This window comes from Bradyrhizobium sp. SMVTL-02 (genome assembly GCF_051853005.1).
Classification (GTDB): Bacteria; Pseudomonadota; Alphaproteobacteria; order Rhizobiales; family Xanthobacteraceae; genus Bradyrhizobium.
Genome location: NZ_CP182469.1, coordinates 4,223,277 through 4,245,588 on the forward strand (window position 1 = coordinate 4,223,277; position 22,312 = coordinate 4,245,588).

The 22,312-nt window shown below is 64.1% G+C and carries 21 protein-coding genes; 14 read left to right on the forward strand and 7 right to left on the reverse strand.

Translation table 11 applies throughout. The features are described 5' to 3' along the window. Nucleotides 1-4: 4 nt before the first annotated feature. A complete protein-coding gene (ntrC, locus tag ACNJYB_RS19920) occupies nt 5-1,447 on the forward strand; it encodes a nitrogen regulation protein NR(I) (RefSeq protein ID WP_018641898.1) in 1,443 nt (480 codons plus the stop codon). Between the two features lie 187 nt (nt 1,448-1,634). Here the strand turns inward: ntrC and ACNJYB_RS19925 are convergent, their stop codons facing one another. Next, complete coding sequence (locus ACNJYB_RS19925; RefSeq protein ID WP_439367982.1) at nt 1,635-1,781, reverse strand: hypothetical protein; 147 nt, start codon at nt 1,779-1,781, stop codon at nt 1,635-1,637. 265 nt (nt 1,782-2,046) lie between these two features. Here ACNJYB_RS19925 and ACNJYB_RS19930 point away from each other — a divergent pair, with 265 nt between their 5' ends. Continuing rightward, entirely contained in the window at nt 2,047-3,159 is a 1,113-nt protein-coding gene (locus ACNJYB_RS19930; RefSeq protein ID WP_439367983.1) for an AI-2E family transporter, read from the forward strand. 26 nt (nt 3,160-3,185) lie between these two features. Next, nucleotides 3,186-3,638, forward strand: coding sequence for a potassium channel family protein (locus ACNJYB_RS19935; protein WP_439367984.1), 453 nt, complete (start codon nt 3,186-3,188; stop codon nt 3,636-3,638). Nucleotides 3,639-3,647: 9 nt separating this feature from the next. Here the strand turns inward: ACNJYB_RS19935 and ACNJYB_RS19940 are convergent, their stop codons facing one another. Further along, a complete protein-coding gene (locus ACNJYB_RS19940; protein ID WP_439367986.1) occupies nt 3,648-4,331 on the reverse strand; it encodes a helix-turn-helix domain-containing protein in 684 nt (227 codons plus the stop codon). Between the two features lie 304 nt (nt 4,332-4,635). Between ACNJYB_RS19940 and ACNJYB_RS19945 the strand changes: the two genes are divergently transcribed. After that, a complete protein-coding gene (locus ACNJYB_RS19945) occupies nt 4,636-5,259 on the forward strand; it encodes a response regulator transcription factor (RefSeq protein ID WP_439375598.1) in 624 nt (207 codons plus the stop codon). 104 nt (nt 5,260-5,363) lie between these two features. Next, nucleotides 5,364-5,777: a response regulator transcription factor gene (locus tag ACNJYB_RS19950; RefSeq protein WP_439367988.1), complete on the forward strand. Its 414-nt coding sequence runs from the start codon at nt 5,364-5,366 to the stop codon at nt 5,775-5,777. A gap of 14 nt (nt 5,778-5,791) precedes the next feature. On the opposite strand, the gene ACNJYB_RS19955 is transcribed toward ACNJYB_RS19950, so the two are convergent. From ACNJYB_RS19955 to ACNJYB_RS19965, 3 genes are read right to left on the reverse strand one after another with little or no spacing between them, the layout of a single operon-like run. Continuing rightward, complete coding sequence (locus ACNJYB_RS19955) at nt 5,792-6,376, reverse strand: invasion associated locus B family protein (RefSeq protein WP_439367989.1); 585 nt, start codon at nt 6,374-6,376, stop codon at nt 5,792-5,794. A gap of 21 nt (nt 6,377-6,397) precedes the next feature. Continuing rightward, entirely contained in the window at nt 6,398-7,285 is an 888-nt protein-coding gene (locus ACNJYB_RS19960) for an alpha/beta hydrolase family protein (RefSeq protein WP_439367990.1), read from the reverse strand. A gap of 10 nt (nt 7,286-7,295) precedes the next feature. Continuing rightward, nucleotides 7,296-8,984: an aspartate:alanine exchanger family transporter gene (locus ACNJYB_RS19965; protein WP_439367992.1), complete on the reverse strand. Its 1,689-nt coding sequence runs from the start codon at nt 8,982-8,984 to the stop codon at nt 7,296-7,298. Between the two features lie 137 nt (nt 8,985-9,121). On the opposite strand from ACNJYB_RS19965, the gene ACNJYB_RS19970 reads away from it, so the two are divergent. From ACNJYB_RS19970 to ACNJYB_RS19990, 5 genes are all read left to right on the forward strand, one after another. Continuing rightward, nucleotides 9,122-9,802: a YoaK family protein gene (locus tag ACNJYB_RS19970; protein ID WP_439367993.1), complete on the forward strand. Its 681-nt coding sequence runs from the start codon at nt 9,122-9,124 to the stop codon at nt 9,800-9,802. Beyond that, nucleotides 9,799-11,502 carry a SulP family inorganic anion transporter gene (locus ACNJYB_RS19975; protein ID WP_439367994.1) on the forward strand — a complete coding sequence of 568 codons (1,704 nt, stop codon included), beginning with the start codon at nt 9,799-9,801 and terminating at the stop codon, nt 11,500-11,502. The genes ACNJYB_RS19970 and ACNJYB_RS19975 overlap by 4 nt, the downstream gene beginning before the upstream one ends. 154 nt (nt 11,503-11,656) lie before the next feature. Then, on the forward strand, nt 11,657-14,410 hold the full coding sequence (locus ACNJYB_RS19980) for a decarboxylase (protein WP_439367995.1): 2,754 nt from the start codon (nt 11,657-11,659) through the stop codon (nt 14,408-14,410). An 18-nt stretch (nt 14,411-14,428) separates the two neighbouring features. Next, nucleotides 14,429-16,129, forward strand: a complete 1,701-nt coding sequence (locus ACNJYB_RS19985; RefSeq protein WP_439367996.1) for an aspartate:alanine exchanger family transporter — start codon at nt 14,429-14,431, stop codon at nt 16,127-16,129. Nucleotides 16,130-16,144: 15 nt separating this feature from the next. Continuing rightward, nucleotides 16,145-16,579, forward strand: coding sequence for a hypothetical protein (locus tag ACNJYB_RS19990; RefSeq protein WP_439367997.1), 435 nt, complete (start codon nt 16,145-16,147; stop codon nt 16,577-16,579). 69 nt (nt 16,580-16,648) lie between these two features. Here the strand turns inward: ACNJYB_RS19990 and ppk2 are convergent, their stop codons facing one another. Continuing rightward, nucleotides 16,649-17,449: a polyphosphate kinase 2 gene (gene ppk2, locus ACNJYB_RS19995; protein WP_439367998.1), complete on the reverse strand. Its 801-nt coding sequence runs from the start codon at nt 17,447-17,449 to the stop codon at nt 16,649-16,651. Nucleotides 17,450-17,474: 25 nt separating this feature from the next. After that, nucleotides 17,475-17,930 carry a hypothetical protein gene (locus ACNJYB_RS20000; RefSeq protein ID WP_439367999.1) on the reverse strand — a complete coding sequence of 152 codons (456 nt, stop codon included), beginning with the start codon at nt 17,928-17,930 and terminating at the stop codon, nt 17,475-17,477. Nucleotides 17,931-18,093: 163 nt separating this feature from the next. On the opposite strand from ACNJYB_RS20000, the gene ACNJYB_RS20005 reads away from it, so the two are divergent. From ACNJYB_RS20005 to ACNJYB_RS20020, 4 genes are all read left to right on the forward strand, one after another. Continuing rightward, complete coding sequence (locus ACNJYB_RS20005; protein ID WP_439375599.1) at nt 18,094-18,519, forward strand: hypothetical protein; 426 nt, start codon at nt 18,094-18,096, stop codon at nt 18,517-18,519. After that, nucleotides 18,512-19,744, forward strand: coding sequence for an HlyD family secretion protein (locus tag ACNJYB_RS20010; RefSeq protein ID WP_439368000.1), 1,233 nt, complete (start codon nt 18,512-18,514; stop codon nt 19,742-19,744). Before ACNJYB_RS20005 ends, ACNJYB_RS20010 begins: the two co-directional genes overlap by 8 nt. Before the next feature lie 23 nt (nt 19,745-19,767). Beyond that, nucleotides 19,768-20,178 carry a hypothetical protein gene (locus ACNJYB_RS20015; RefSeq protein WP_439368001.1) on the forward strand — a complete coding sequence of 137 codons (411 nt, stop codon included), beginning with the start codon at nt 19,768-19,770 and terminating at the stop codon, nt 20,176-20,178. A 199-nt stretch (nt 20,179-20,377) separates the two neighbouring features. Further along, nucleotides 20,378-22,255: a sensor histidine kinase gene (locus ACNJYB_RS20020; RefSeq protein ID WP_439368002.1), complete on the forward strand. Its 1,878-nt coding sequence runs from the start codon at nt 20,378-20,380 to the stop codon at nt 22,253-22,255. Nucleotides 22,256-22,312: the final 57 nt, after the last annotated feature.

Consider the following 22,312-nt stretch of genomic DNA (forward strand, 5'->3'; position numbering starts at 1 on the left):
AACGATGCCCGCAGGTAGCATTCTCGTCGCTGATGACGACACCGCCATCCGCACGGTTCTCAATCAGGCACTTTCCCGCGCCGGCTATGAGGTCAGGCTCACCGGCAACGCCGCAACGCTGTGGCGCTGGGTCAGCCAGGGGGAGGGCGATCTCGTCATCACCGACGTGGTGATGCCGGACGAGAACGCCTTCGACCTGTTGCCGCGGATCAAGAAGATGCGGCCGAATCTGCCCGTCATCGTCATGAGCGCGCAGAACACCTTCATGACGGCGATCCGCGCCTCCGAGCGCGGGGCGTATGAATATCTGCCAAAGCCCTTTGACCTGAAGGAGCTGATCGCCATCGTCGGCCGCGCGCTGGCCGAGCCCAAGGAACGGGTCTCGACGCCGGACGAGGACGCCGAGATGGAGGCGATCCCGCTGGTCGGCCGCTCGCCGGCGATGCAGGAAATCTACCGCGTGCTGGCGCGCCTGATGCAGACCGATCTCACCGTGATGATCACGGGCGAGTCCGGCACCGGCAAGGAGCTGGTGGCGCGCGCGCTGCACGATTACGGCAAGCGGCGCAACGGCCCGTTCGTCGCCGTCAACATGGCGGCGATCCCGCGCGACCTCATCGAATCAGAATTGTTCGGCCATGAGCGCGGTGCCTTCACCGGGGCCAACACCCGCGCCTCGGGCCGGTTCGAGCAGGCCGAGGGCGGCACGCTGTTCCTCGACGAGATCGGCGACATGCCGATGGAGGCCCAGACCCGCCTGCTGCGCGTCCTGCAGCAGGGCGAATACACCACCGTCGGCGGCCGCACCCCGATCAAGACCGACGTGCGGATCGTCGCCGCCTCCAACAAGGATCTCCGCGTCCTGATCCAGCAGGGCCTGTTCCGCGAAGATCTGTTCTTCCGCCTCAACGTGGTGCCGCTGCGCCTGCCCCCCTTGCGCGAGCGTATCGAGGACCTGCCCGATCTCGTGCGTCACTTCTTCTCGCTGGCCGAGAAGGACGGTCTGCCGCCGAAGAAGCTCGACACGCTGGCGCTGGAGCGGCTGAAGCAGCACCGCTGGCCCGGCAACGTCCGCGAGCTCGAGAACCTCGCCCGGCGCCTTGCCGCGCTCTATCCGCAGGACGTGATCACGGCCTCCGTTATCGACGGCGAGCTGGCGCCGCCCTCGGTCAGCCCGGGCGCCGCGGTCCAGCAGGGTGTCGACAATCTCGGCGGCGCGGTGGAGGCCTATCTGTCCTCGCACTTCCAGGGCTTTCCGAACGGCATGCCGCCGCCAGGCCTCTATCACCGCATCCTCAAGGAGATCGAGGTGCCGCTGCTCACGGCCGCGCTCGCCGCCACCCGCGGCAACCAGATCCGCGCAGCCGACCTGCTCGGCCTCAACCGGAACACGCTGCGGAAGAAGATCCGGGATCTCGATATCCAGGTCTATCGGAGCGGGGGCTAGTTTACGGGACAAACGCTGGACGCGTTTGCGCGGCGGTGGCTCAGCTCCCCTACCACAGCGGAGCTGAGCCTGTCCGGATCGCGCTTGCCGTTGTGGCTGACGCGGTGAGCAGAAGTCCGGATGGGGCCGAAAGGTTCCGAGGGAACCCCCAAATTAGTCATTTCGCCACAAGGCGAGGCGGCGCAACCTATCTGACCAGGCGCACATGCACCGGCACCACGTTGGCAAGTTGCGCCGGCGGCGGCTGCAGGCCGACGCCGTTGACCAAGAGGTCCGCGGCCACGATCAGCAGCAGCACGGCCGAAACCATCGTCGCAAGAAAGACTCTATCCATCCCGGTCAATCCGGAGATGAGGCAATCCGTTCCCGCCGGCGAGTGCGGATCAGCTTTGCCCTTGTGTATTTCGCCATCCGCGCGGCATCGCAATTACCGTAACTGTTGCAGAGGCTTATAAAGTCCGTTTACCGCTCGCCCGGCCTGCCCCGGACCGGGGACGAGGGACGCGTGTCCGCGGCCGCTTGATTTGGATCAAGAATGCCGGGCGGCGGAGGCGGCTACGTCCATCGGGTATCCGCATTCCCGGAAGGACGGCGTCGTCTTGACCACACTTCGCAAGCTTCTCTCCGCGGAGCAGATTGTCCAGCTCGTGATCCGTCTTGGATTGCTGGGGCTCCTGATCGCATGGACGTTTCTGATCATCCGCCCGTTCGTGCCGATCCTGACCTGGAGCGCGGTGCTCGCGGTCGCCTTCTATCCAGCCTTCAGCTGGCTGGCCAAACGCCTCGGCGGCCGGCCTCGAACGGCAGCGGCCATCCTCACGCTGATGATGCTTGGCATCGTCATCGGTCCGGCGGCATGGCTCGGGCTCAGCGCGGTCGAAGGCATCAAGGACCTCGCGACCCAGATCGGCGAGGGCGATCTCGTGCTCCAGGCCGCGCCGGAATGGCTCAAGGACTGGCCGCTGATCGGCCAGCAGCTGTTCGATCTCTGGACGCTGGCTTATACCAACATCCGCGCCGTTCTGCGCGATGTCGCGCCGTATCTGAAACCGGTGGCGGGGGTGATGCTGTCGTTCGCCGGCAGTGCCGGCGTCGGCACGCTGCAGTTCCTGGTCTCGGTACTCGTCGCCGGCTTCCTGTTTCCTTATGGACCGCAGCTCGTTGGCGCGGTCCGTGGTTTCCTGTTCCGCATCGTGCCGGAGCAGAGCGAGCATTTTCTCGAACTGGCGGGGGCGACGATCCGGGCGGTGTCGCAAGGCGTGATCGGCGTCGCAATCATCCAGGCGCTGCTGGCCGGCATCGGCCTCAAGCTTGCGGGCATCCCGAGCGCAGGCTTGCTTGCCATCGTCGTTCTGCTGCTCTCGATCGTGCAGATCGGTGCCGCGATCGTTCTCGTGCCCGCGGTGATCTGGATCTGGATGGACAAGGACGTCGCGACGGCGGTGCCTCTGACGATCTTCCTTGTCGTCGTCGGCCTGCTCGACAATATCCTCAAACCGTTGGTCATGGGGCGCGGCCTGAGCACCCCGACGCTCGTCATCCTGATCGGGGTCATCGGCGGCACATTGGCGCACGGCATCATCGGTCTCTTCATCGGCCCGATCATCCTGGCGGTCGCCTGGGAGCTCGCAGCGGCCTGGATCCAGATCGATCGTTCCGCAGCGCTAGGGGAGCAGGAGCAGTCCGGGATTTCCACCGCCGTCCGAAGATGAGTTCATGATCGCATGGGCAAGCCCTGATGTTGCTTCAAGTCCTGGTCGGCGCGCTGGTCAGCGCGATCAATATCGGGATCCACGCACTCGCGACGGTCGTCGCCGTGTCGATCGCCCGAACCGCCGGCCTGCGACACACCGAGGGTCCGCGGCTCCATCTGATGGGGGTGATGGTCGCAACGGCCGCAGCGCTGAACGTCGCGCACACCCTGGAGGTGCTGGCCTGGGTCTGCGTGTATTGGCTCGTCCAGGTGGCGCCGGCGGGAAGCGACCTGCTGTATTTCGCCTTCGTGAACTACACCACGCTCGGCTATGGCGACATCACGCCAGTGCCCGAATGGCGGCTGATGGGGCCGTTGGCGGCGATGAACGGCGTCCTGCTGTTCGGCTGGTCGGCGGCCATCCTGTTCGAGGTCCTGCGCAAGACGATCGAGCATCTCGAAGCGATCACGCGCCTCCCGGGCAGGAAGGGACAATGAGCCTGTCGCTCAGGGTTGAAGATCGAGGCTCGCGAGCTGGTTTCGGTCCAGCAGCACGATCTGGCGCTGGGTGTTGCCGACGAAGCCGAGGATGCCGAGCTCGTGCAGCCGGGAGAGGGCGCGCGAGACGGTTTCCAGCGTCAGGCCGAGATAGTCGGCGATATCGCGCCGCGACATTGGCAGCGCCAGGACGCCCGCAGCGGTCAGCCTCTTGTCCATTTCCAGCAGGAAAGCGGCGACCCGCTCCAGCGAGGTCTTGCGGCCGAGCAGCAGCATGTGATCTTCCGCATGCTGAAGATTGTTCGTGGTCATGCTGAGCAGGTTCTTCGCGACCACCGCATCGCTCTCGGCCACCATCTCGAGGCTCTCCCGCCTCACGAGGCGCACCGTGGTGTCGACGATCGCCTCCGTGGTGAAGCGGTGCTCGTTTCCGTTCTCCAACCCGAAAATGTCGCTGGTCAGGTGAAATGCGCCGATCTGCCTGCGGCCGTCCGACAGCAGCTTGTAGCTCCGCACCGCGCCAGACTTGACCTGGTAGACGTATTCGGCAGGTTCCTTCTCGCCATAGATCTCGGTGCCCTTCTTGTAGGAAAACTCGATTAAACTGACGAGCGCATTTGAATCGCTTGTCATGCCGAGGTCGCGAAGGGAATTGGGGCGAAGCGCGGAATCAGTGGTGATGCGAACGAACATGGGCCAGCTCCTCAGCTTGCCGTCGAATTGGACTTTGAGACAAAAACCTCTCGCAGCGGAAATTCGCCGCGCAATCGCACTCCCGCCGAGGTTGATTTACGACTAACGAGGTATTCCAATCCATTGTCCCAAGGGTCAATGTCCCAAGGGACAGCGGGAGGCGTTCGCTGCGCGGATTGAGAAAGACCTCCATGGAGGCTGAAAAGTATTCTGTTGCGAAGCAAATGTTTCGGTTTTTGAACCGTTGGCAACCACAGGGTCTCGGTTAAAAGATTGCTTTAATGAATTTTATGCGAGGTAAATGGTGCCCGGCCTTGTCCACGTGGTCGATGACGATGCATCGTTCCGAACGGCGATCGAGCGCCGGCTGAAGCTTGCCGGCTATGACGTCAAAACCTACGCATCGGCGCAGGATCTCCTGGACGCGGCGCCGGACGACGAGCAGCCGGGATGCATCCTGCTCGACGTGCGCATACCGGGCTTGAGCGGTCCGGAACTGCAAAATCGCCTGATCGCCGCGGGTTCGACGTTGCCGATCGTATTCCTCACGGGTCACGCCGACACGCCGACGACCGTGCTGGCCATCAAGGCGGGAGCGGAAGACTTCCTGACCAAACCGGTTTCATCGGAGCTGCTGCTCGATGCGATCGCGCGTGCACTGGCGAGGCAAGATGCCGCGCGCAGCCAACGCGGCAAGCTCGAAGCATTTCGGGTCCACCTTGCGACGCTGACCCAGCGCGAACGGCAGGTGTTCGATCTCATCGTCCGCGGCAAGATCAACAAGCAGATCGCGTACGAGCTCGGGACGACCGAGCGGACCGTGAAAGCACATCGCCATCAGGTGATGGAGAAGATGCAGGTTCATTCGCTCGCCGAGCTCGTTTCGATCGCGGAGCGGCTTGGAATGCTGGATTCGAATGGCGGTTAGCCATTCCGTCGCGTCGAATCCAGTTCCTCCCATGTCACTGCCCCAAAGGACAATATGAAGCGCATCAACGTAGTGCTGCCATGCGGTTGCGGCACGCGGATTGATTGCAGCTCACGCATCACCATCGTGCCGGCTCCGAATGTCGCTTCTTGCCGATGCGCGAATCAGTCTTCATCGTCGACGACGATACCTCCATGCGAGTCAGCATGAACCGGCTGCTGCGCGCACACGGATACGCCGTGACGCTGTTCGATTCCGCGGCGGCCCTGCTTGATCACGGCGGGTTCGACGAGGCGATCTGCATCGTCCTCGACATCGATCTCCACGGCAAGTCCGGCCTCGAGCTGCGCCGCAAGCTGGCGGAGGAGGGCGTCACGGCGCCGGTGATCTACATTACCGGCAATGACAGCCCGGTGAACCGTAGTGCCGCGGTTGCGTCTGGTTGCTTCGCCTATCTGACAAAGCCGTTCACGGCGCAGGCATTGATCGAATCAGTCACGCGTGCGGCGGCGGCTTAGCGCGGGAAGACCGATCATTCGTCGACATACTGCTCCAGCATCTTCGTGGGCGCACCTTTGTGGACCGTGCCGAACTGTGCCAACGGCACCGATGTCGTCAGCGCCAGCAGGTTCGAATCGACGACCTCGAGCGCCATTGTCTTTGCCGACTCCATTTCCTCGACGATCTCGGATGGGACGACGTCAGCCGCGATGCAGATATTGGTCAGGCACCAGTTGTAGGGCACGCTGAAGCTGCTGCCGGGGTCGACGGACAGCTTGGGCGGCCGCTGCAGGTACATGCCGACCGGCACAAAGAGCTGCAGCCGGGCCGTCGGGGTGCCCTCGCGTTCGATCAGGTCGACGCGTACAGCCACCTGGCCGGTCGGGAATGTCCCGGTGATGGTCGTCCGGCACAGCATCGGCGCGCCGCCGGCCTTGAAGCAGAACTTTTGCCAATCACCGTAGCTGATGTCCTTTGCTTCGCGCTGACCGCGCGTGGCCACCTCGGGAGGCTTATCGGCCCCTGCGGCTTGCGGCGAAGCGATAGCAGGATAGGTCGCAAGCCCGACGACGGCGCCAGCCAGGACGCCACAGATATGATCACGGATGGTGAACATGGTTGCGCCTCCAGGGCAGATCTATTTCTGTGCCTCGAGAAACTTCGTAACCAGCGGCGACCAGAGCGGGATCGCATCGGGCGAGCCGATGAAGAAGTGCCCCTCGTTGCCGAACGGCGGCATCAGATGATATTCGGCGCGGCCGCCGGCCGCGGTGAAGGCTTGATGCATCCGCTTCGACAGGTCGGGCCCGAAGAACGTGTCGTTCTCGATGTAGATCCACAGCATCGGCACCCGCGAGGTGCGGCCGAAGTCCGCTGTGGCCTCGACCAGCCTGTCGGGCGCGCAGTTGTTGTTGGGCTTGCCGCCGACCCGGCCGCCGCGGCCGGCGGCGAAGGTGATGATGGCCTTCACCTGTGCGGGATTAACGCTCGACAGGGCGATGGATGCCCAGCCGCCGGCGGACTGTCCGACCACGATCACGTCCTTTGGAACGATGCGCTTCTCGGCCGCCAGATACTCGATGATCCAGAGATCGACCTGCGCGACCGCAAGGCCGGCATCATGGAAGTTCGGATTGGTGCACTTGCCGACCTTGGAGAAGAACGGCCCATAGAGCGCACGCTCGGGAATATCGATGGCGGCTGCGCCATACCCGCTGCCGACCGGCGCGACCACGAGATAGCCGCGCCTGGCAAACCATTTCGCGGCGTCGCGGAATTCCACCAGCGGAAAGAAGCTCCGGTCCGTGGGATTGAGCGAGACGCCGTGGTTCATGATCACCAGCGGGAAGGGGCCGTCGCCGGCGGGCCGCACCAGATAGGCGAACATCGGCAGTGGCAGGGGCAGCGCCCAGATTTCCTCCTGGATGCGGATTTCGTCCCCGGCGCGCGCCGACGCCACGGCGCCGGCGAGAAGGAGCAGGACGGTTGCAAGGAGGCGACGGATTGCGGGGAGATCAAAGCACATCACGGCCTCCTCAACCCATGAACGTGGCGGCCACCACGATCGGGCCGAGCACGGTGAGGACGACATTGCCGACCGCATAGGGGACGGCGACGCCGAGCACCGGGGTCTGGCTCTGGGCCACGTCGCAGGCACCGGTGACGGCGGCATCGACCGTCATCGCGCCGGCGAGCGCACCGCAGGTCACGACCGGGTTCATGCGCAGCAAATGATAGGCAACGAGCGTTCCGACCGTCATTGGAACCAGCGTGACGACGATGCCCATGCCGACCAGCAGGAGACCCTGCGTCTGGATTGCCGACCAGGCGGCAAGCCCGTTGCCGAGGCCGACGGCCGCGATGAAGCCGCCGAGCCCGAGATCGCTCAGCGTCTGCTGTGCGGCCGGCGGCATCGCACCGATGCCGGGCCTGCGCGTCCGCAGCCAGCCGCACACGAGCCCTGCGATCAGCGCGCCGCCACCGCCGCCGAGCGTCAGCGCGACAGTGCCGACCTTGAAGCTGGCGAGACCGGCCAGAAGACCGGCAGCGATGCCGACCGCAAGGAAGGCGATGTCGGTCCGATCGCTCGTATTGAGGGCATGTCCGACCCGCGCCGTTGCCCGCGCGATATTGCCGGTGCTGCCGACCAGCGTCATGACGTCGCCGATATAGACCCGTGTATCGGGACCGAGCGGCACCTCGCGGCCCATGCGGGTGAGCGCCCGCAGGAATACGCCGCGCGCATTGTCACCCAGCCGCTCGACGATGTCTCGGAGCGAGCGGCCGTGCAGCTCGCGGTTCTCGACCAGCACCTCGATCACGTTGCCGGGCAGGTTGCGCAGCAGTTCTCCCGCATCGATCTCGGCCCCGAGGATCGGCTTGGCCGCGACGATCGCGGCGGTGGGACCAGCAATGACGATGTCGTCGCCAGCCTCGAGCATGAGGTCGTGCAGCGGCTTGATGTCGGCTCCACCGCGCACGATCCGTTCCACCACCGTACGGCTGCCGATCTCGGCCTCGATCGCCGCGACGGTGCGGCCTGCGCCGGCGGACACGCGATAGGCACGGGCCTGGAATTTGCGATAGGACAGGTTTTCTGTCTTGGGCGGCGCGCCGCCGGCAAGCTCGGCTTCGAGCTTCTTTGCCTCCGCCTTGAGATCGATACGCATCAGCCGCGGCGCCGCGAACGGCACGAAGAGGAGCGTGAGGATGTAGCCGAGCACGTAGGTCACGGCATAGCCGGCCGCGATATTGGCCTCCTGCTGCTTCAGCACGTCGCTCGGAAGCCCAAGCTGCGCCAGCGCACCCGACGCCGTTCCGATCACGGAGGACTGGGTCAGCGCGCCGGCAGTCAGCCCCGCCGCGGTGCCCGCATCAAGCTTGAATGCAGAGGCGAAGACGAGCACCAGGACGAGCCCGGTGGCTCCGATCACCAGCGCCAGCGCAACCTGCGTCAGGGTTCGAAAGCTCAAGGACGCGAAGAATTCCGGCCCCGAGCGATAGCCGATGGTGAAAACGAACAGGCTGAACAGGATCGCCCGCAGGATCGGCGGGAACGTGAACTGCCCGAGTTGTCCGATCAGCACCGCGACGATCAGGATGCAGGCTGTGGTCCCGATCGAGAAGCCACGGATCTTGATGCGGCCGAGCAGGGTGCCGAGCGCCATCGCCAGCAACAGGAAGATTTCCGGTGCGGTGGTGATGATCCACCTGACGGTATCCATGGTCGCATTTCCCCCGGCATATTGCGGCGGATTTGATTAGGCGCGCGGGATTGTTGCTTGATCCAGATCAAGCCTTGCCGGGAGCAGGCCGCCGCCAATGCCGCGATGAAGAGTTCGCGACAGCGGCTATTGCCGACATGAGTACTCTGGACGTCGCAGCCGGCGCGATCCGCCGCGATGAGACGGTCGAAATCGTGCTGCTGCTTGCTTTCGCCGGCGGCTATATCGACGCCTATACCTGGATCATCCATGGCGTGATGGCCAATGCCCAGACCGCCAATGTGATCTTCCTCTGGGTCTACGCGATGGCCGGCGATTGGATGAAGGCCCTGCACTTCGTGCCGCCGATCCTGGCCTTCACCGCCGGCATCGTGATCGCCGCCTGGCTGCGCCGTGCTGCCGGCGAACGCGCCGGCGCACTCAGTATCCTCGTCGAGATCGTGTTCTTGATCACGATCGGCATCCTGCACAACCGGCTGCCAGACCTTGCCGGAACGCTCGGTATTTCCATGGTTGCGGCGATCCAGGCGGCGATGTTCGTGAAGGTCGAAGGCTCCGTGTGCAGCACGGTGATGATCACCGGCAACATGCGTCAGTCCGTCGAAACCATTTTTGCGGTCGTCTACGGAGGGGCGCCGCTCGGCACCCTGCGCAAGTCGGCCATCTTCTTCGCACTGTGCGCGGTGTTCGGCTGCGGCGCGGCCGCCGGGGCCTTCGCCACCAAGGCCTTTCCCGATCTTGCGCTCGGCATTCCCGTGGTTGCGCTGCTGATTGTCCTGTTGCGCTGCGAAGCGACACCACGTGAGGTGATGAGATGAACGCGCCGCCTGACGCGAACTGGTTGCGGTTCTTTCCGCCGGCCGGCTGGCTTGCTGCCTACCGGAGCGAATGGCTCCCCTCCGACGCCGTCGCGGGCATCACGCTCGCCGCTTACGCGATCCCGGTCTCGCTGGCCTATGCGGCGCTCGCCGGCCTGCCGCCGCAGGTCGGCGTCTACGGCTATATGCTCGGCGGCCTCGGCTACGCCTTGCTCGGCTCGTCCCGGCAGCTTGCGATCGGCCCGACCTCGGCGATCTCGCTGATGATCGCCGGCACCGTCGGCGCGCTCGCGGGCGGCGACGCGGCGCGCTATGCGCAGATCGCGAGCCTCGCGGCGTTTGCAGTGGCGGTGCTGTGCTTCATCGCCTGGCTGTTCAAGCTCAGCGTGCTGGTCCGCCTCGTCAGCGACAGCATCTTGGTCGGCTTCAAGGCCGGGGCAGGGCTCACCATCATCATGAGCCAGTTGCCGAGCCTGCTCGGCGTCGCCGGAGGCGGTCATAATTTCTTCGACCGGGCCATCAAGCTGATCGGGCAGTTCGGCCAGATCCATCCGCTGGTGTTGACGATCGGGGCGGTCGCGCTGCTGCTCCTGCTGCTCGGAGAACGGCGGCTGCCGGGCAAGCCGGTCGGCATCACCATCGTGGCGCTGGCGATCCTGGTCGCGACGATCTTCGGCTTTGCGGCGATGGGTGTGCCAGTTACCGGGAAGATACCGGAGGGGCTGCCGGCGGTGGAGCTGCCGACCTTCGGCCTTCTGGAGTTCGACGACCTGTTTCCGCTCGCCGCCGGCTGCGTGCTGCTGGCCTATATCGAAGGTGTCTCGGCCGCGCGCAGCTTTGCCGCCAAGCACGGCTATGCGCTCGACGTGCGCCAGGAATTTCTGGGGCTGGGCGCCGCGAACCTGGCTGCGGCCTTCGGCCACGGCTATCCGGTCGCCGGCGGCCTGTCGCAATCCGCCGTCAATGACAGCGCCGGCGCGCGAACGCCGCTGGCGCTGGTGATCTGCTCGGTGACCCTCGGGCTCTGTCTGCTGTTCTTTACAGGACTATTGACCAATTTGCCCAAGGCGGTGCTCGCAGCCGTCGTCTTTGCCGCGGTCTACAAGCTCGTGGATATCGGCGCGCTCAAGCGGATGTGGCAGGTCAGCCGGATCGACTTCCTTGCCGCGTCCATCGCGCTGGTCGCGGTGCTGCTGCTCGGCATTCTGCAGGGCGTCCTCTTGGCATCGATTGCCTCGATCTTCCTGCTCCTGGCGCGGGCCTCGCAGCCGAACGTGGCGTTTCTCGGCCGGCTGCCGGGCAGCGGCCGCTATTCCGATAGCGCCAGGCATGACGACGTCGAGCCGCTGGTCGGCGTCATCGCGTTCCGGCCCGAAGCCTCGCTGCTCTACATCAACGCCGAGACGATCCGCGATGCTGCGCTGGTCGCGCTGCGGGGCTCCCCCGGCATCAGACTGGTCGCCTGCGACCTTTCGGCATCGCCCTATATCGATCTCGCCGGCGCGCGGATGCTGCGCGATCTGAGCGATGAGCTTGCCGCGCGCCGGATCGGCTTCTGCATTGTCGGCGCGCACGCGCAGCTGCGCGATCTGCTGCGCGCCGAGGGATTGGCGGAAAGGACCGACAGCAGCCAGTGGCTGCGCTCGCTCGACAGCGTCCTCGGCGAGGATCATGCCGGGACGATGCAACGCACCGCCTGACCGGGCGTGCTGCGTTGCAAAGAACAACGGCTGCGGAACGCGGTTCCTCATAACGCGCGATCGTTGACTTGGATCAATGGAGCTCGAGGCGCCGCGCTCACGATCGGCCATCACCATTCACCACCCAATGGCCGGCACCAATCGGGAGAGAGCCATGTCCAAAGACACCAAGCCCGCACAGAAGCGCATCGACCAGTTCTTCTCCGGCCCTGGTGCACGGGCGGACGACTGGCGCGACCTGGTGGAGGCCGCGAAGGTCTGGGCTCGCGTCGGCAATCGCGCGGCCTACGACGCGGCCTTGGCCGAGCTTTCGGTCACGGAGGAGTATCACGGCTATCCCGGTCCGCAACTGATGGCGGCGCTGCGGGAAGCAGCAGTCGCCGGCGACGGCGCGACATCGTTCGCCCTTGCGACAAGAATTTCCCAGGCGCTGGCGACGCGATCCTTTCGTCAGCATGCCAGCGACTGGAGCGCAAAGGATGACGGCAATGGCGATGCGCCCGAGCTGGCACCACCGAGCTTCGGCGCGCATGCGGCGCGCCGGCCATATTTCGAAACCCTGATCGTCACCGGCGTATCATCCGGCCAGTGGCCGGCACTCGCCGCAGAATGGCGCAAGCTGCGGCGGCCGGTCGACGGCTTCGTCTATGAGCCCGTCATCGTCGGCAGCCTGGAGGATGCCTTCTGCGCCACGATGCTCAATCCGAACATCGGGGCGGTCATCATCAACGAGGGCTTTGGGTTGCGTTCGCGGCACAATGCGCCGGTGCTCCGCTCGATCATGGCCGCGGCCGGCCTCAACGATGAAACCGACGCATCCGCGCTGCGGCTCGCGCAGATCATCAAGCGGGTCAGGCCCGAGCTCGATCTCTACATGATTTCGAACCGCGACGTGGAGGAGCTCGCCGGCAATCCCGAGGCCAGCGTCGTCCGCCGCATCTTCTATTCGGTCGAGGAGCTGTTGGAGCTGCATCTGTCGATCCTCGAAGGCATCCAGGATCGTTACGACACGCCGTTCTTCGACAATCTCAAGAAATACGCCCAGCGTCCAATCGGCACCTTCCATGCGCTGCCGATCGCCCGCGGCAAGTCGATCTTCAAGTCCGACTGGATCCGCGACATGGGCGAGTTCTACGGGCCGAACCTGTTCCTCGCCGAGAGCAGCGCCACCACCGGCGGCCTCGACAGCATGCTGGAACCGACAGGCAACATCAAGAAGGCGCAGGATAAGGCGGCGAGGGCCCTCGGCGCCGATCGCGTGTTCTTCGTCACCAACGGCACCTCGACGTCCAACAAGATGGCGGTGCAGGCGCTGCTCGCGCCCGGCGACATCGCGATCGTCGATCGCAACTGCCACAAGTCGCATCACTACGGCATGGTACTGGCCGGCGCGCAGCCGCTCTATGTCGAAGCCTTCCCGATGACGGAATATTCGATGTACGGCGCGGTGCCGCTGAAGACGATCAAGCAGGCGCTCCTGAACGCCAAGGCCGACGGCCGGCTCGACCGCGTCAAGATGATCGACCTGACCAACTGCACCTTCGACGGCCACATCTACAACACCCGCCGGGTGATGGAGGAATGCCTCGCCATCAAGCCCGACCTGATCTTCCTCTGGGACGAGGCCTGGTTCGGCTTCGCGCGCTTTTCTCCATTCCTGCGTCGCCGCACTGGCCTCGGCGCGGCCAACGAGATCGAGGCGTGGATGCGCGATCCCAAGTCGGTCGCCGCCTATGAGAAGCAGCAGGCCGAGCTGGGCAAGAACCCGTCGGACGAGCTGCTGCTCAAGACCCGGCTGATCCCCGACCCCAGGCAGATTCGCTTGCGCGTCTACCAGACCAACTCGACCCACAAGTCGATGTCGGCGATCCGCCAGGGCTCGATGCTTTCGGTGAAGGACGTGGAATTCCACACCGTCGAGCAGCAGTTCAAGGAAGCGGTGTTCACCCATGCCTCGACCAGCCCGAACCAGCAGCTGATCGCCAGCCTCGATATCTCGCGGCGGCAGATGGAGCTCGAGGGCTATGGCCTCGTCGCCAATGCGATCGAGATCGCGTTCGCGATCCGCCAGGCGGTCAACAACAATCCGCTGATTTCGAAATATTTCCGCATCCTCGGTGCCGATGCCATGGTGCCGGCGCAATATCGCCAGAGCGGCTTCACCGATTTTCTCGCCCCCGGCGTCAACTGGGCGAATACGCTCAAGAGCCTGGACGAGGACGAGTTCTGCCTCGATCCGACCCGCATGACGCTGGTGTGCGGTACCGCGGGGTTCGACGGCACCCAGTTCAAGGGCATTCTCGCCAACGAGTACGACATCCAGGTCAACAAGACCTCGCGCAACTCGGTACTGGTCCAATCCAACATCAACAACACCCGCAGCGACGTTGCGCATCTGATCCGCGTGCTCGCCGAGATCGCCGGCGAGATCGACCGCGGCCTCGCCCAGGGCGGCGCCAATGCCAGGAAGACCTTCGAGGCGCGGGTGACGAGCCTCATGAAGGACGTGCCCGATCTGCCGAACTTCTCGCATTTCCACCCGAGCTTCCGCGGCGATGCCGGCGACAAGACCAACGAAGGCGACATCCGCAGCGGCTTCTACGCCGCCTATGACGTCGCCGGCTGCGAGCACATCCGCCTCAACGATCCCGAGATCGACCGCCGCCTGAAGGCCGGACCGGAGCTGGTCTCGGCCAATTTCGTGATCCCGTATCCGCCGGGCTTCCCGATCATGGTGCCCGGCCAGGTCATCACCCAGGAAACCATCGACTTCATGCGCAAGCTAGATGTCAAGGAGATCCATGGCTACGACGCCAAGGAGGGACTGAAGCTCGTGCGCACGGAAGCCCTGGCAAAACTCGGCCGGCCGAAGCCCGGTGCTCAGCCGAAGCTGAAGGCCGCGTCATAAGGCTTGGAGGGGACGAACATGCAGGCGTTCTTCACATTCCTGCAGCAGAACCCGTATCTGCTGCTGTTCTTCGTCGTTGGGCTCGCCGTCTATATCGGGCGGGCCAGCATCAAGGGCTATGGCCTCGGCATGGTCGCCGGCGCCATCGTGGTCGGCGCCGGTCTGTCGGTGTGGGCCTCCACCTATGGTGTGAAGCTCGAGCTGAACAATTTTGCCAAGAGCCTGTTCTACTATCTCTTCATGTACGGCGTGGGCTTGCGCGTCGGTCCGTCCTTCGTCAACAGCCTGAAGGGCGACGGCCTCAAATTCTGTCTGCTGGCCGTGGTGTCGAGTGTCGTCGGCCTTTCGCTCGTCGTGCTCGGCGCCAAGATGTTTTCGCTGCCGCCCGGCGCGGCCGGCGGCATGCTGGCGGGGTCGCAGACCATGTCGGCGGCGATCGGTTCGGCCGAGCAGGCCATCAGCTCCGGCGTCGTCAAGCTGCCCGAGGGGATGAAGCCCGAGCAAGCCTCGGGCATGATCGCGCTGTCCTACGGCATCACCTACATCTGGGGCACCGTTGGCATCATCCTGATCTGCAAATATCTGCCGCGCTGGTGGGGCGTCGATGCCAAGGCCGCCGCCAAGCAGTATGAGCAGGAGTTCGGCGTCAAGGACCTCGAGGGCGGCGGCCTGACCGGCTATCGCCAGTTCGGTCTGCGTGCCTACCGGCTGGAAAATCCGGCGACCGTCGGCATGAGCATCGCGAAATTCCGCGCGATCAATCCGGAATACCGCATCGTCAATGTGGGACGGAACGGCGTGCCGCAAGGGGCCGATCCCGAACTCGTGCTGCAGAAGGGCGACATCGTCGCACTCGGCGGCTCGACCGAGCATCTCACCGAGAAGATGGGCCTGATCGGCCCGGAGGTCGCCGATGCCAAGACGCTCGGCATTCCCATGGACCAGGCGGAGATCCTCATCACCAACAAGGAGGTGGTGGGCCGCACCTTCGAGTCCTTCCGGGATACCGCGATTGCCGGCCAGCTCCAGGTCACCAAGGTCGAGCGCGGCGGCGTGCAGATTCCCGCCGGTCTCAAGACCAAGCTGGAGCGCATGGACATCGTCTCGGTAGTCGGCCTCAAGTCCGCCGTCAACGAGCTCGGCGAGATGTGGGGCCGCATTGCGCGGTCCAACACCTCGACCGATCTGTTGACGCTGGCTGTCGGAATGATCATCGGCTTCCTGATCGGCATGATCGAGTTCCCGGCGTTCGGCGCCAAGATCGGCCTCGGCAACGCCGGCGGCCTCCTGCTGTCGGGCGTGATCGTGTCCTCGGTCGTGTCGCGGCTGCGCTTCTTCGGCAACACGCCGAATGCGGCGCGCAACGTGCTGGAGGATCTCGGCCTCGTCGTCTTCGTCGCCATCGTCGGCGTCAATGCCGGCGCGGGACTGCTGGCACAGCTCACCGGCGCGGTCGCCTTGAAGATCTTCCTGGTCGGCTTCATCGCCTGCACGATCCCGCCCTTCATCGTCTGGGCGATCGGCTACCACGTCTTCAAGATCAATCCTGCCGTGCTGATGGGCGGCGTCGCCGGCGCCCGATCGCATTCAGGACCGTGCCGCGAGGCGGCGGTCGAAATCCAGAGCTCGGTACCCTGGATCGGATTTCCGGTCGGTTATGCCGTCTCGGGCATCCTGCTTACCGTGTTTGGCTACTTCGCCATGATCCTGGCTCAATAGGAGGAAGAAATCGTCATGAGAAAGTTCACCATCGGCGCCGTCCTGGTCGCCTCGCTCGCAGCCGTTACCGGTTTCAGCACGCCGTTGCGTGCCGAGACCGGCGACGTTGCGGTGGTCTTCACCAAGGGCGGATTCGTGGTCGGCGTCGGCGGCGGGGAGGGCGTGCTGCTCCTGAGGGGGAAGAGATATCCCTTTACGGTCTCCGGCATGAGCGTCGGCTTCACCATCGGCGCATCGACCAGCAAGTTCGTGGGCAAGGCCCTCAATCTGAGGGGACCCGCGTCGATCGAAGGGTCCTATGCGGTAGGCGGAGCCGGCGGTGCGGTCGCAGCGGGCGCCGGTGCCGTCCAGTTGCAGAACGCCAATGGCGTGATTCTTCAGCTCACCGGTCCCCGGGTCGGCGCGGAAGTGTCGGCCGCGGTCGGCGGCGTCACGATCCGCCTGAAATAGGCCGGACCAGAGCCTCAAGGCAAACGGGCTGCGTCATCGCAGCCCGTTTCGCTTTCAATATCGCGCGGTTCAGTATCGCTCTTCGACGAATTTCAATCCACGCAGGCTTGCCTGGTCGTTGTAGCGTCCCTTGTGCGACCGCGACGGCAGCTTGACCTTGTCGCGCTTGACCTTCTTGTAAGGGATTGTCCGCAGGATATGCGAGATGACGTTGAGGCGCGCGCGCCGCTTGTCGTCGGAGCGGATCAGTCGCCACGGCGCATGTTTGGTATCGGTCGCCTCGAACATCATGTCGCGCGCGCGCGAATAATCGTACCAGCGCCCGAACGACTCGGTATCCATCGGGCTCAGCTTCCACTGTCGCAGCGGATCCTCGATACGCGCCATGAAGCGGCGTTCCTGCTCCTCCATGCCGACCTCGAGCCAGAGCTTGATCAGGATGATGCCGCCTTCGACGGCGAATTTCTCGACCTGCGGACACAATTCCAGGAAACGCTTGTGCTCGGCCGGCGAGCAGAAGCCCATCACATATTCGACGCCGGCGCGGTTGTACCAGCTACGGTCGAAGATCACGATTTCGCCACCCGCCGGGAACTGCTCGATATAGCGCTGCAGGAACAGCTGGGATTTCTGCCGGTCGGAGGGGGTGGGCAGGGCGCAGACACGGAAGACGCGCGGGCTGACCTTTTCGGTCAAGGCTTTGATGGTGCCGCCCTTGCCGGCGGCGTCGCGCCCCTCGAAGATGATGATCACCTTCAGCTTCTCGGCCCTGACCCAGTCCTGGAGATGGCACAGCTCGACCTGGAGCTTTTCCAGCTCCTTCTCATAGTCCTTGCGCTTCATCCGCCCGGCAGAATCGTCCTTGGCCATGCCCCGTCCTTCCGCTGCTACCGCACTACTCGTCGCCCCACGAAAGGGTCACGCCGATGTCGCCGGGCACGCCGCCTGGAAACTCGATGACCTGATAGGCGATCCGATAGCCGCGCGGCTTCAGATAGTCGGTCCAGAGTTGGAAGATCTCCTTGGGGATGCCGGTCAGCGTATTCTCCCAGCCCTTTTCCATTTGGTTGATGGCGCGTCCCTTGTCGGTGCAGAGCGTATTGGGGAAACGATACACCATGACCTCGGTGAGCCCGTTTCGCACCGCACGCTGGATGATGGTCGAGGCGAGCTTGATCTTCTCCTCCTCGGTCTTGCCGGAAGGCTTGCCCAGCCGCTCGATCAGGGCCAGCTTCTCGGCCTCGGCGGCCGCGGCGAGGCGGACATATTCCTCCGCCTTCTCGGCCTCCTTGAGTGCGGCCTCTTTGCGGATCTGCGTGGCGCTGGGAATGAGTTCGTCGAGGCCGGGCATGGCAGCGGCTCCCCTGGATTGTGCATTCAGCTTCCGGGACGCTATGTCCGGCAATGGGCGTTCCCTTGATTCAAATCAAGCAAATCGGGACGCGGCCCGAACACAGTACCGCAAGTGCACGTTGGCTGACCGGGAGAGACGTTTGAGCGATCAACTTCATCCGATGGCTCCGCACCATCTGCCATTCTATCTCGCCCCAGGAAGCGGCACCGATCCGCTCATGGTGGTGATGGGCTTATTCCTGATCGGCACCCTGCTCTGGCTCGGCACGCTCTATTGGAAGCTGCACAGCCTGCCGGAACGGATGGCGCACAAGTCGCAGAAGCTGCAATTCGAGTTCGTCGCCGTGCTCGGCCTGATCTCGTTGTTCACCCATATGCACATTTTCTGGATCGCGGGCCTGCTGCTTGCGATGATCGATATCCCGGATTTCGGTACGCCACTGCGCAGCATCGCCGATTCCGTCGAGAAGATTGCCGAAGTGACGCCTGCAGCCGACAGCGAGGGAATGCCGGCTGAGGCCGCGGCGGCGGCGCCTCCTGCAGACAAGCCGGCAGCGGCGAGGGAGAAGGAGCACAGCCATGTTTGAGCTGATGTTCTGTTCACTGCTGACGATCCTGCCCGACTACCTCTACCGCCGTTACGTCCAGGGCAAGCGTTTCGGCAAGGAGATCACCTTTTTCTCGGTCTGGTACGAGCTGCGCTGGGGCATCACCGCCTGCCTGATGCTAACGGTGTCGCTGATCACCATGATCTTCTACTTCCATCCGTCGACGTCGTCGGCGACCCTGTATTTCCGAACGGTGCCGATCCTTCCCGAAGGTTCGGGCCGTGTTGCCGAGGTCAAGGTCGGCTTCAGCGCACCGGTCAAGAAGGGCGATGTGCTGTTCACACTGGACAGCTCGAAGCAGCAGGCTGCATTCGAGACGGCCAAGCGAAAAGTCGCCGAGGTCGATGCCGCCATGCAGACGGCACAGGCCGATGTGGTCAAGGCCGAGGCGCAGATCGGGGAGGCGAAAGCCAATTACCAGCAGGCCAAGGACGAGCTCGACGTCAAGACAGAGCTCCAGCGCCGCAACCCCGGCATCGTGCCGCAGCGTGACATCGAGAAGCTTCAGGTCCTGGTCGATCAGCGCCAGTCCGGTGTAGATGCCGCGACGGCCGCGAAGCAATCCGCCTCCTTGCAGATATCAACGCTGCTGCCGGCGCAGAAGGCCAGCGCCGAGGCCGCGCTCGACCAAGCCCAGGTCGATCTCGACAAGACAATCGTCCGCGCCGGTGTCGACGGGCGGGTCGAGCAGTTCCTGGTTCGCCCTGGCGACGTCGTCAACCAGCTGATGCGCCCGGCCGGCGTCCTCATTCCGGAAGAAGCCGGCCGAAAGATTCTCCAGGCCGGCTTCGGCCAGATCGAGGCGCAGGTGATGCAGACCGGCATGGTGGCGGAGGCGACCTGCGTATCCAGACCCTGGGTGATTATCCCGATGGTGATCACGACCGTGCAGGACTACATCGCAGCCGGGCAATTCCGGTCCGGCGAGCAATTGCTGGAAGCGCAGAATGCCGTTCGTCCCGGCACGATCCTCGTGTTCCTCGAGCCGCTCTACAAAGGCGGGCTCGAGGGCGTGACGCCGGGCTCGAGCTGCGTCGTCAATGCCTACACCAGCAACCACGAGGAAATTTCGGCCAAGGACACGCCGACCAGCCGGAAGATCGCGCTGCACGTCGTGGACGGCGTCGGCCTCGTGCACGCATTGCTGCTACGCATCCAGGCGCTGTTGCTGCCGATCCAGACACTCGTGCTGAGCGGCCATTGAACGTTGAGAAAAGAACACATCAGATGGCTTCACGGAAACTGATCACGCTCGGCGCAACGTTGATCTCGCTGGTCGTTGCCGCCGCCAGCGCCAGGGCCCTCGATCTCAACGGCGCGTGGGCGGGCGATGCCGATAATTGCAGCAAGGTGTTTGCGCGGAAAGGCGCGCAGTTCGGCTTCACCGACATGTCGGATGTCTATGGCGGCGGCTTCATCGTCGACGGAGATCAGATCGTCGGAAAATTCGCCCGCTGCCGGATCAAGGCAAGGAAGGACAACGGCCCGAACGTCAATCTGATTGCGGCCTGCGCGACCGACATAATGCTCTCCAGCATTCAGTTGAGCCTGAAGGAGCTGGATGCAAACAGCATCGTCCGGCTATTTCCGGGCATGGAGGATATGGAAATCCGCTATTTCCGCTGCCCCGCTTCCTAGCGACAGATTGTGCCTTTGCCGCGGGATTGTCCTGCAATGGCACGCCTCGCCTCGGCTTCCTTGCGAAGGCGCAGGTGCGGTCGCGCCATCACCCGCTGCTGAGGCGTGTTCTCACGGGCTGTCCGTGCGCGACAATTGCCGCTAGAATTGTCCGGAAAGCAGCCGCCGGAAGCTGCGGGAATTGGAGCTGAGCGGACGCATGTCCTCTGATCCGGTCAGGTCGTGGCCTGCCGTGCTGTTCTGCCTGGGCCTGTTCGTCGCCGGGTGCATGTCGCCGGATAAGGCAAGTGGCGTCGAGCGGAACCTGCGCGGCGAGCTCAAGCGCGTGCTGGTGCTGCATTCCTTTGGCCGCGAGTTTCGGCCGTGGAGCGAATACGCACGCGACATCAAGGCCGAGCTTGAGCGGAAATCGCCATGGCCGCTCGACATCCAGGAGCATGCGCTGCTCACGGCGAGGTTCAACAATCCCGGTCCCGAGGCGCCCTTCGTCGAATATCTGCAATCGCTCTATCAGGGGGCGCTGCCCGATATTGTGCTCACGATTGGCGCGCCGGCCGCCCGGTTTGCCCAGAGATACCGCGCGAGACTTTTTCCCGACACGCCGTTGATTCTTTCCGCGGTCGAATACCGGCTGATCGACCGCTCCGATCTCACCGACAATGACGTCGTCGTGGCGATCCGCAACGACTTCACGGCTGCATTCGCCAACATCCTTCAGCTGCTGCCGGACACGAAGGCGGTCGCGATGGTGATCGGTGCTTCGCCGCTGGAGAAGTTCTGGATGGAGGAGGTGAAGCGCGAGCTGAAGCCGATGCGCGAGCGGTTGGAGCTGATCTGGTATTCGGACCTGTCATTCGAGGAGATCCTTAAACGAGCATCCAGTCTCCCACCGCACACCGTCCTGTTCTGGGGCCTGATGTCGGTCGACGCAGCCGGGATGGTCCACGAGAGCGACATCGCCCTGCGCAGCCTGCACGCGGTTGCGAATGCACCGATCTTTTCCTACCAGGACCCCTTCTTCGGCGGCAGCACCGTCGGCGGCCCCATGCATTCGGCTGCCGAAACGAGTTCGAGGACCGTCAGCGTCGCCCTCCGCGTTCTCGGAGGCACAAAACCTTCGAGCATCACCTATGAGCCGCTCGGCTTCGCGGCGCCGAGATATGATTGGCGGGAATTGCAGCGCTGGGGCATCAGCGAGAGCCGGTTGCCTCCCGGCAGCGAAATCCTGTTTCGAGAACCGAACATCTGGGAGCGCTATCGCTGGCAGATGCTGATGATCTCGGCGGTATTCCTGGTCCAGGCCGCGCTCATCAGCGGGCTGCTGCACGAGCGTCGCCGCCGCCGGCTCGCCGAGGTGGAATCGCGCCAGCGGCTGGCGGAACTTGCGCACGTGAACCGGTACTCGGCCGTTGGCGAGCTGACCACTTCGATCGCGCACGAATTGAACCAGCCGCTCGGATCCATTCTGACCAACGCCGAGACGGCGGAGCTCATGCTCAGCGCCGCTCCGCCCGATATCGAGGAGATCCGGCAGATCCTCGCCGACATCAGACGGGACGACCAGCGGGCGAGCGAGGTGATCCGCCGGCTGCGCAGCGTCCTGAAGAAGACCCCGTTCGAGGTCAGGGATATCGAGCTGAACGACACGGTACGGGAAGCGATCGGACTGGTGAGCGCCGTCGCCGATGGCCGCCGCATCGCGCTGACCTACATGCCCGTGCCCGCGGGTCTGCACGTCAAGGGCGATCCCGTGCAGCTTCAGCAGGTCGTGCTCAATTTGATCATCAATGCGATGGATGCAGTCTCGGATGCCGACATGAAAAAGCGCGACATCGCCGTGTCGACCATGCGGACCGGCAGCCAGGCCGAGATCAGGATTTCCGATACCGGGCCAGGCATCGCCCCCGCGGATCTCGCAAACGTCTTCAATCCGTTCTTCACGACCAAGCCGCAAGGAATGGGAATGGGGCTTGCGATCGTGAAGACCATCATCGAGGCCCATCACGGCACGATCGCCGCTGAGAACCAGCCCTGGGGCGGTGCCCAGTTCACGATCAGGCTGCCGCTCATTCGCTGACAGCGGTATCTTGATCTCGATCAAACCTTGAGCCCGCCGAGGCCGTTTCCTTTCGCC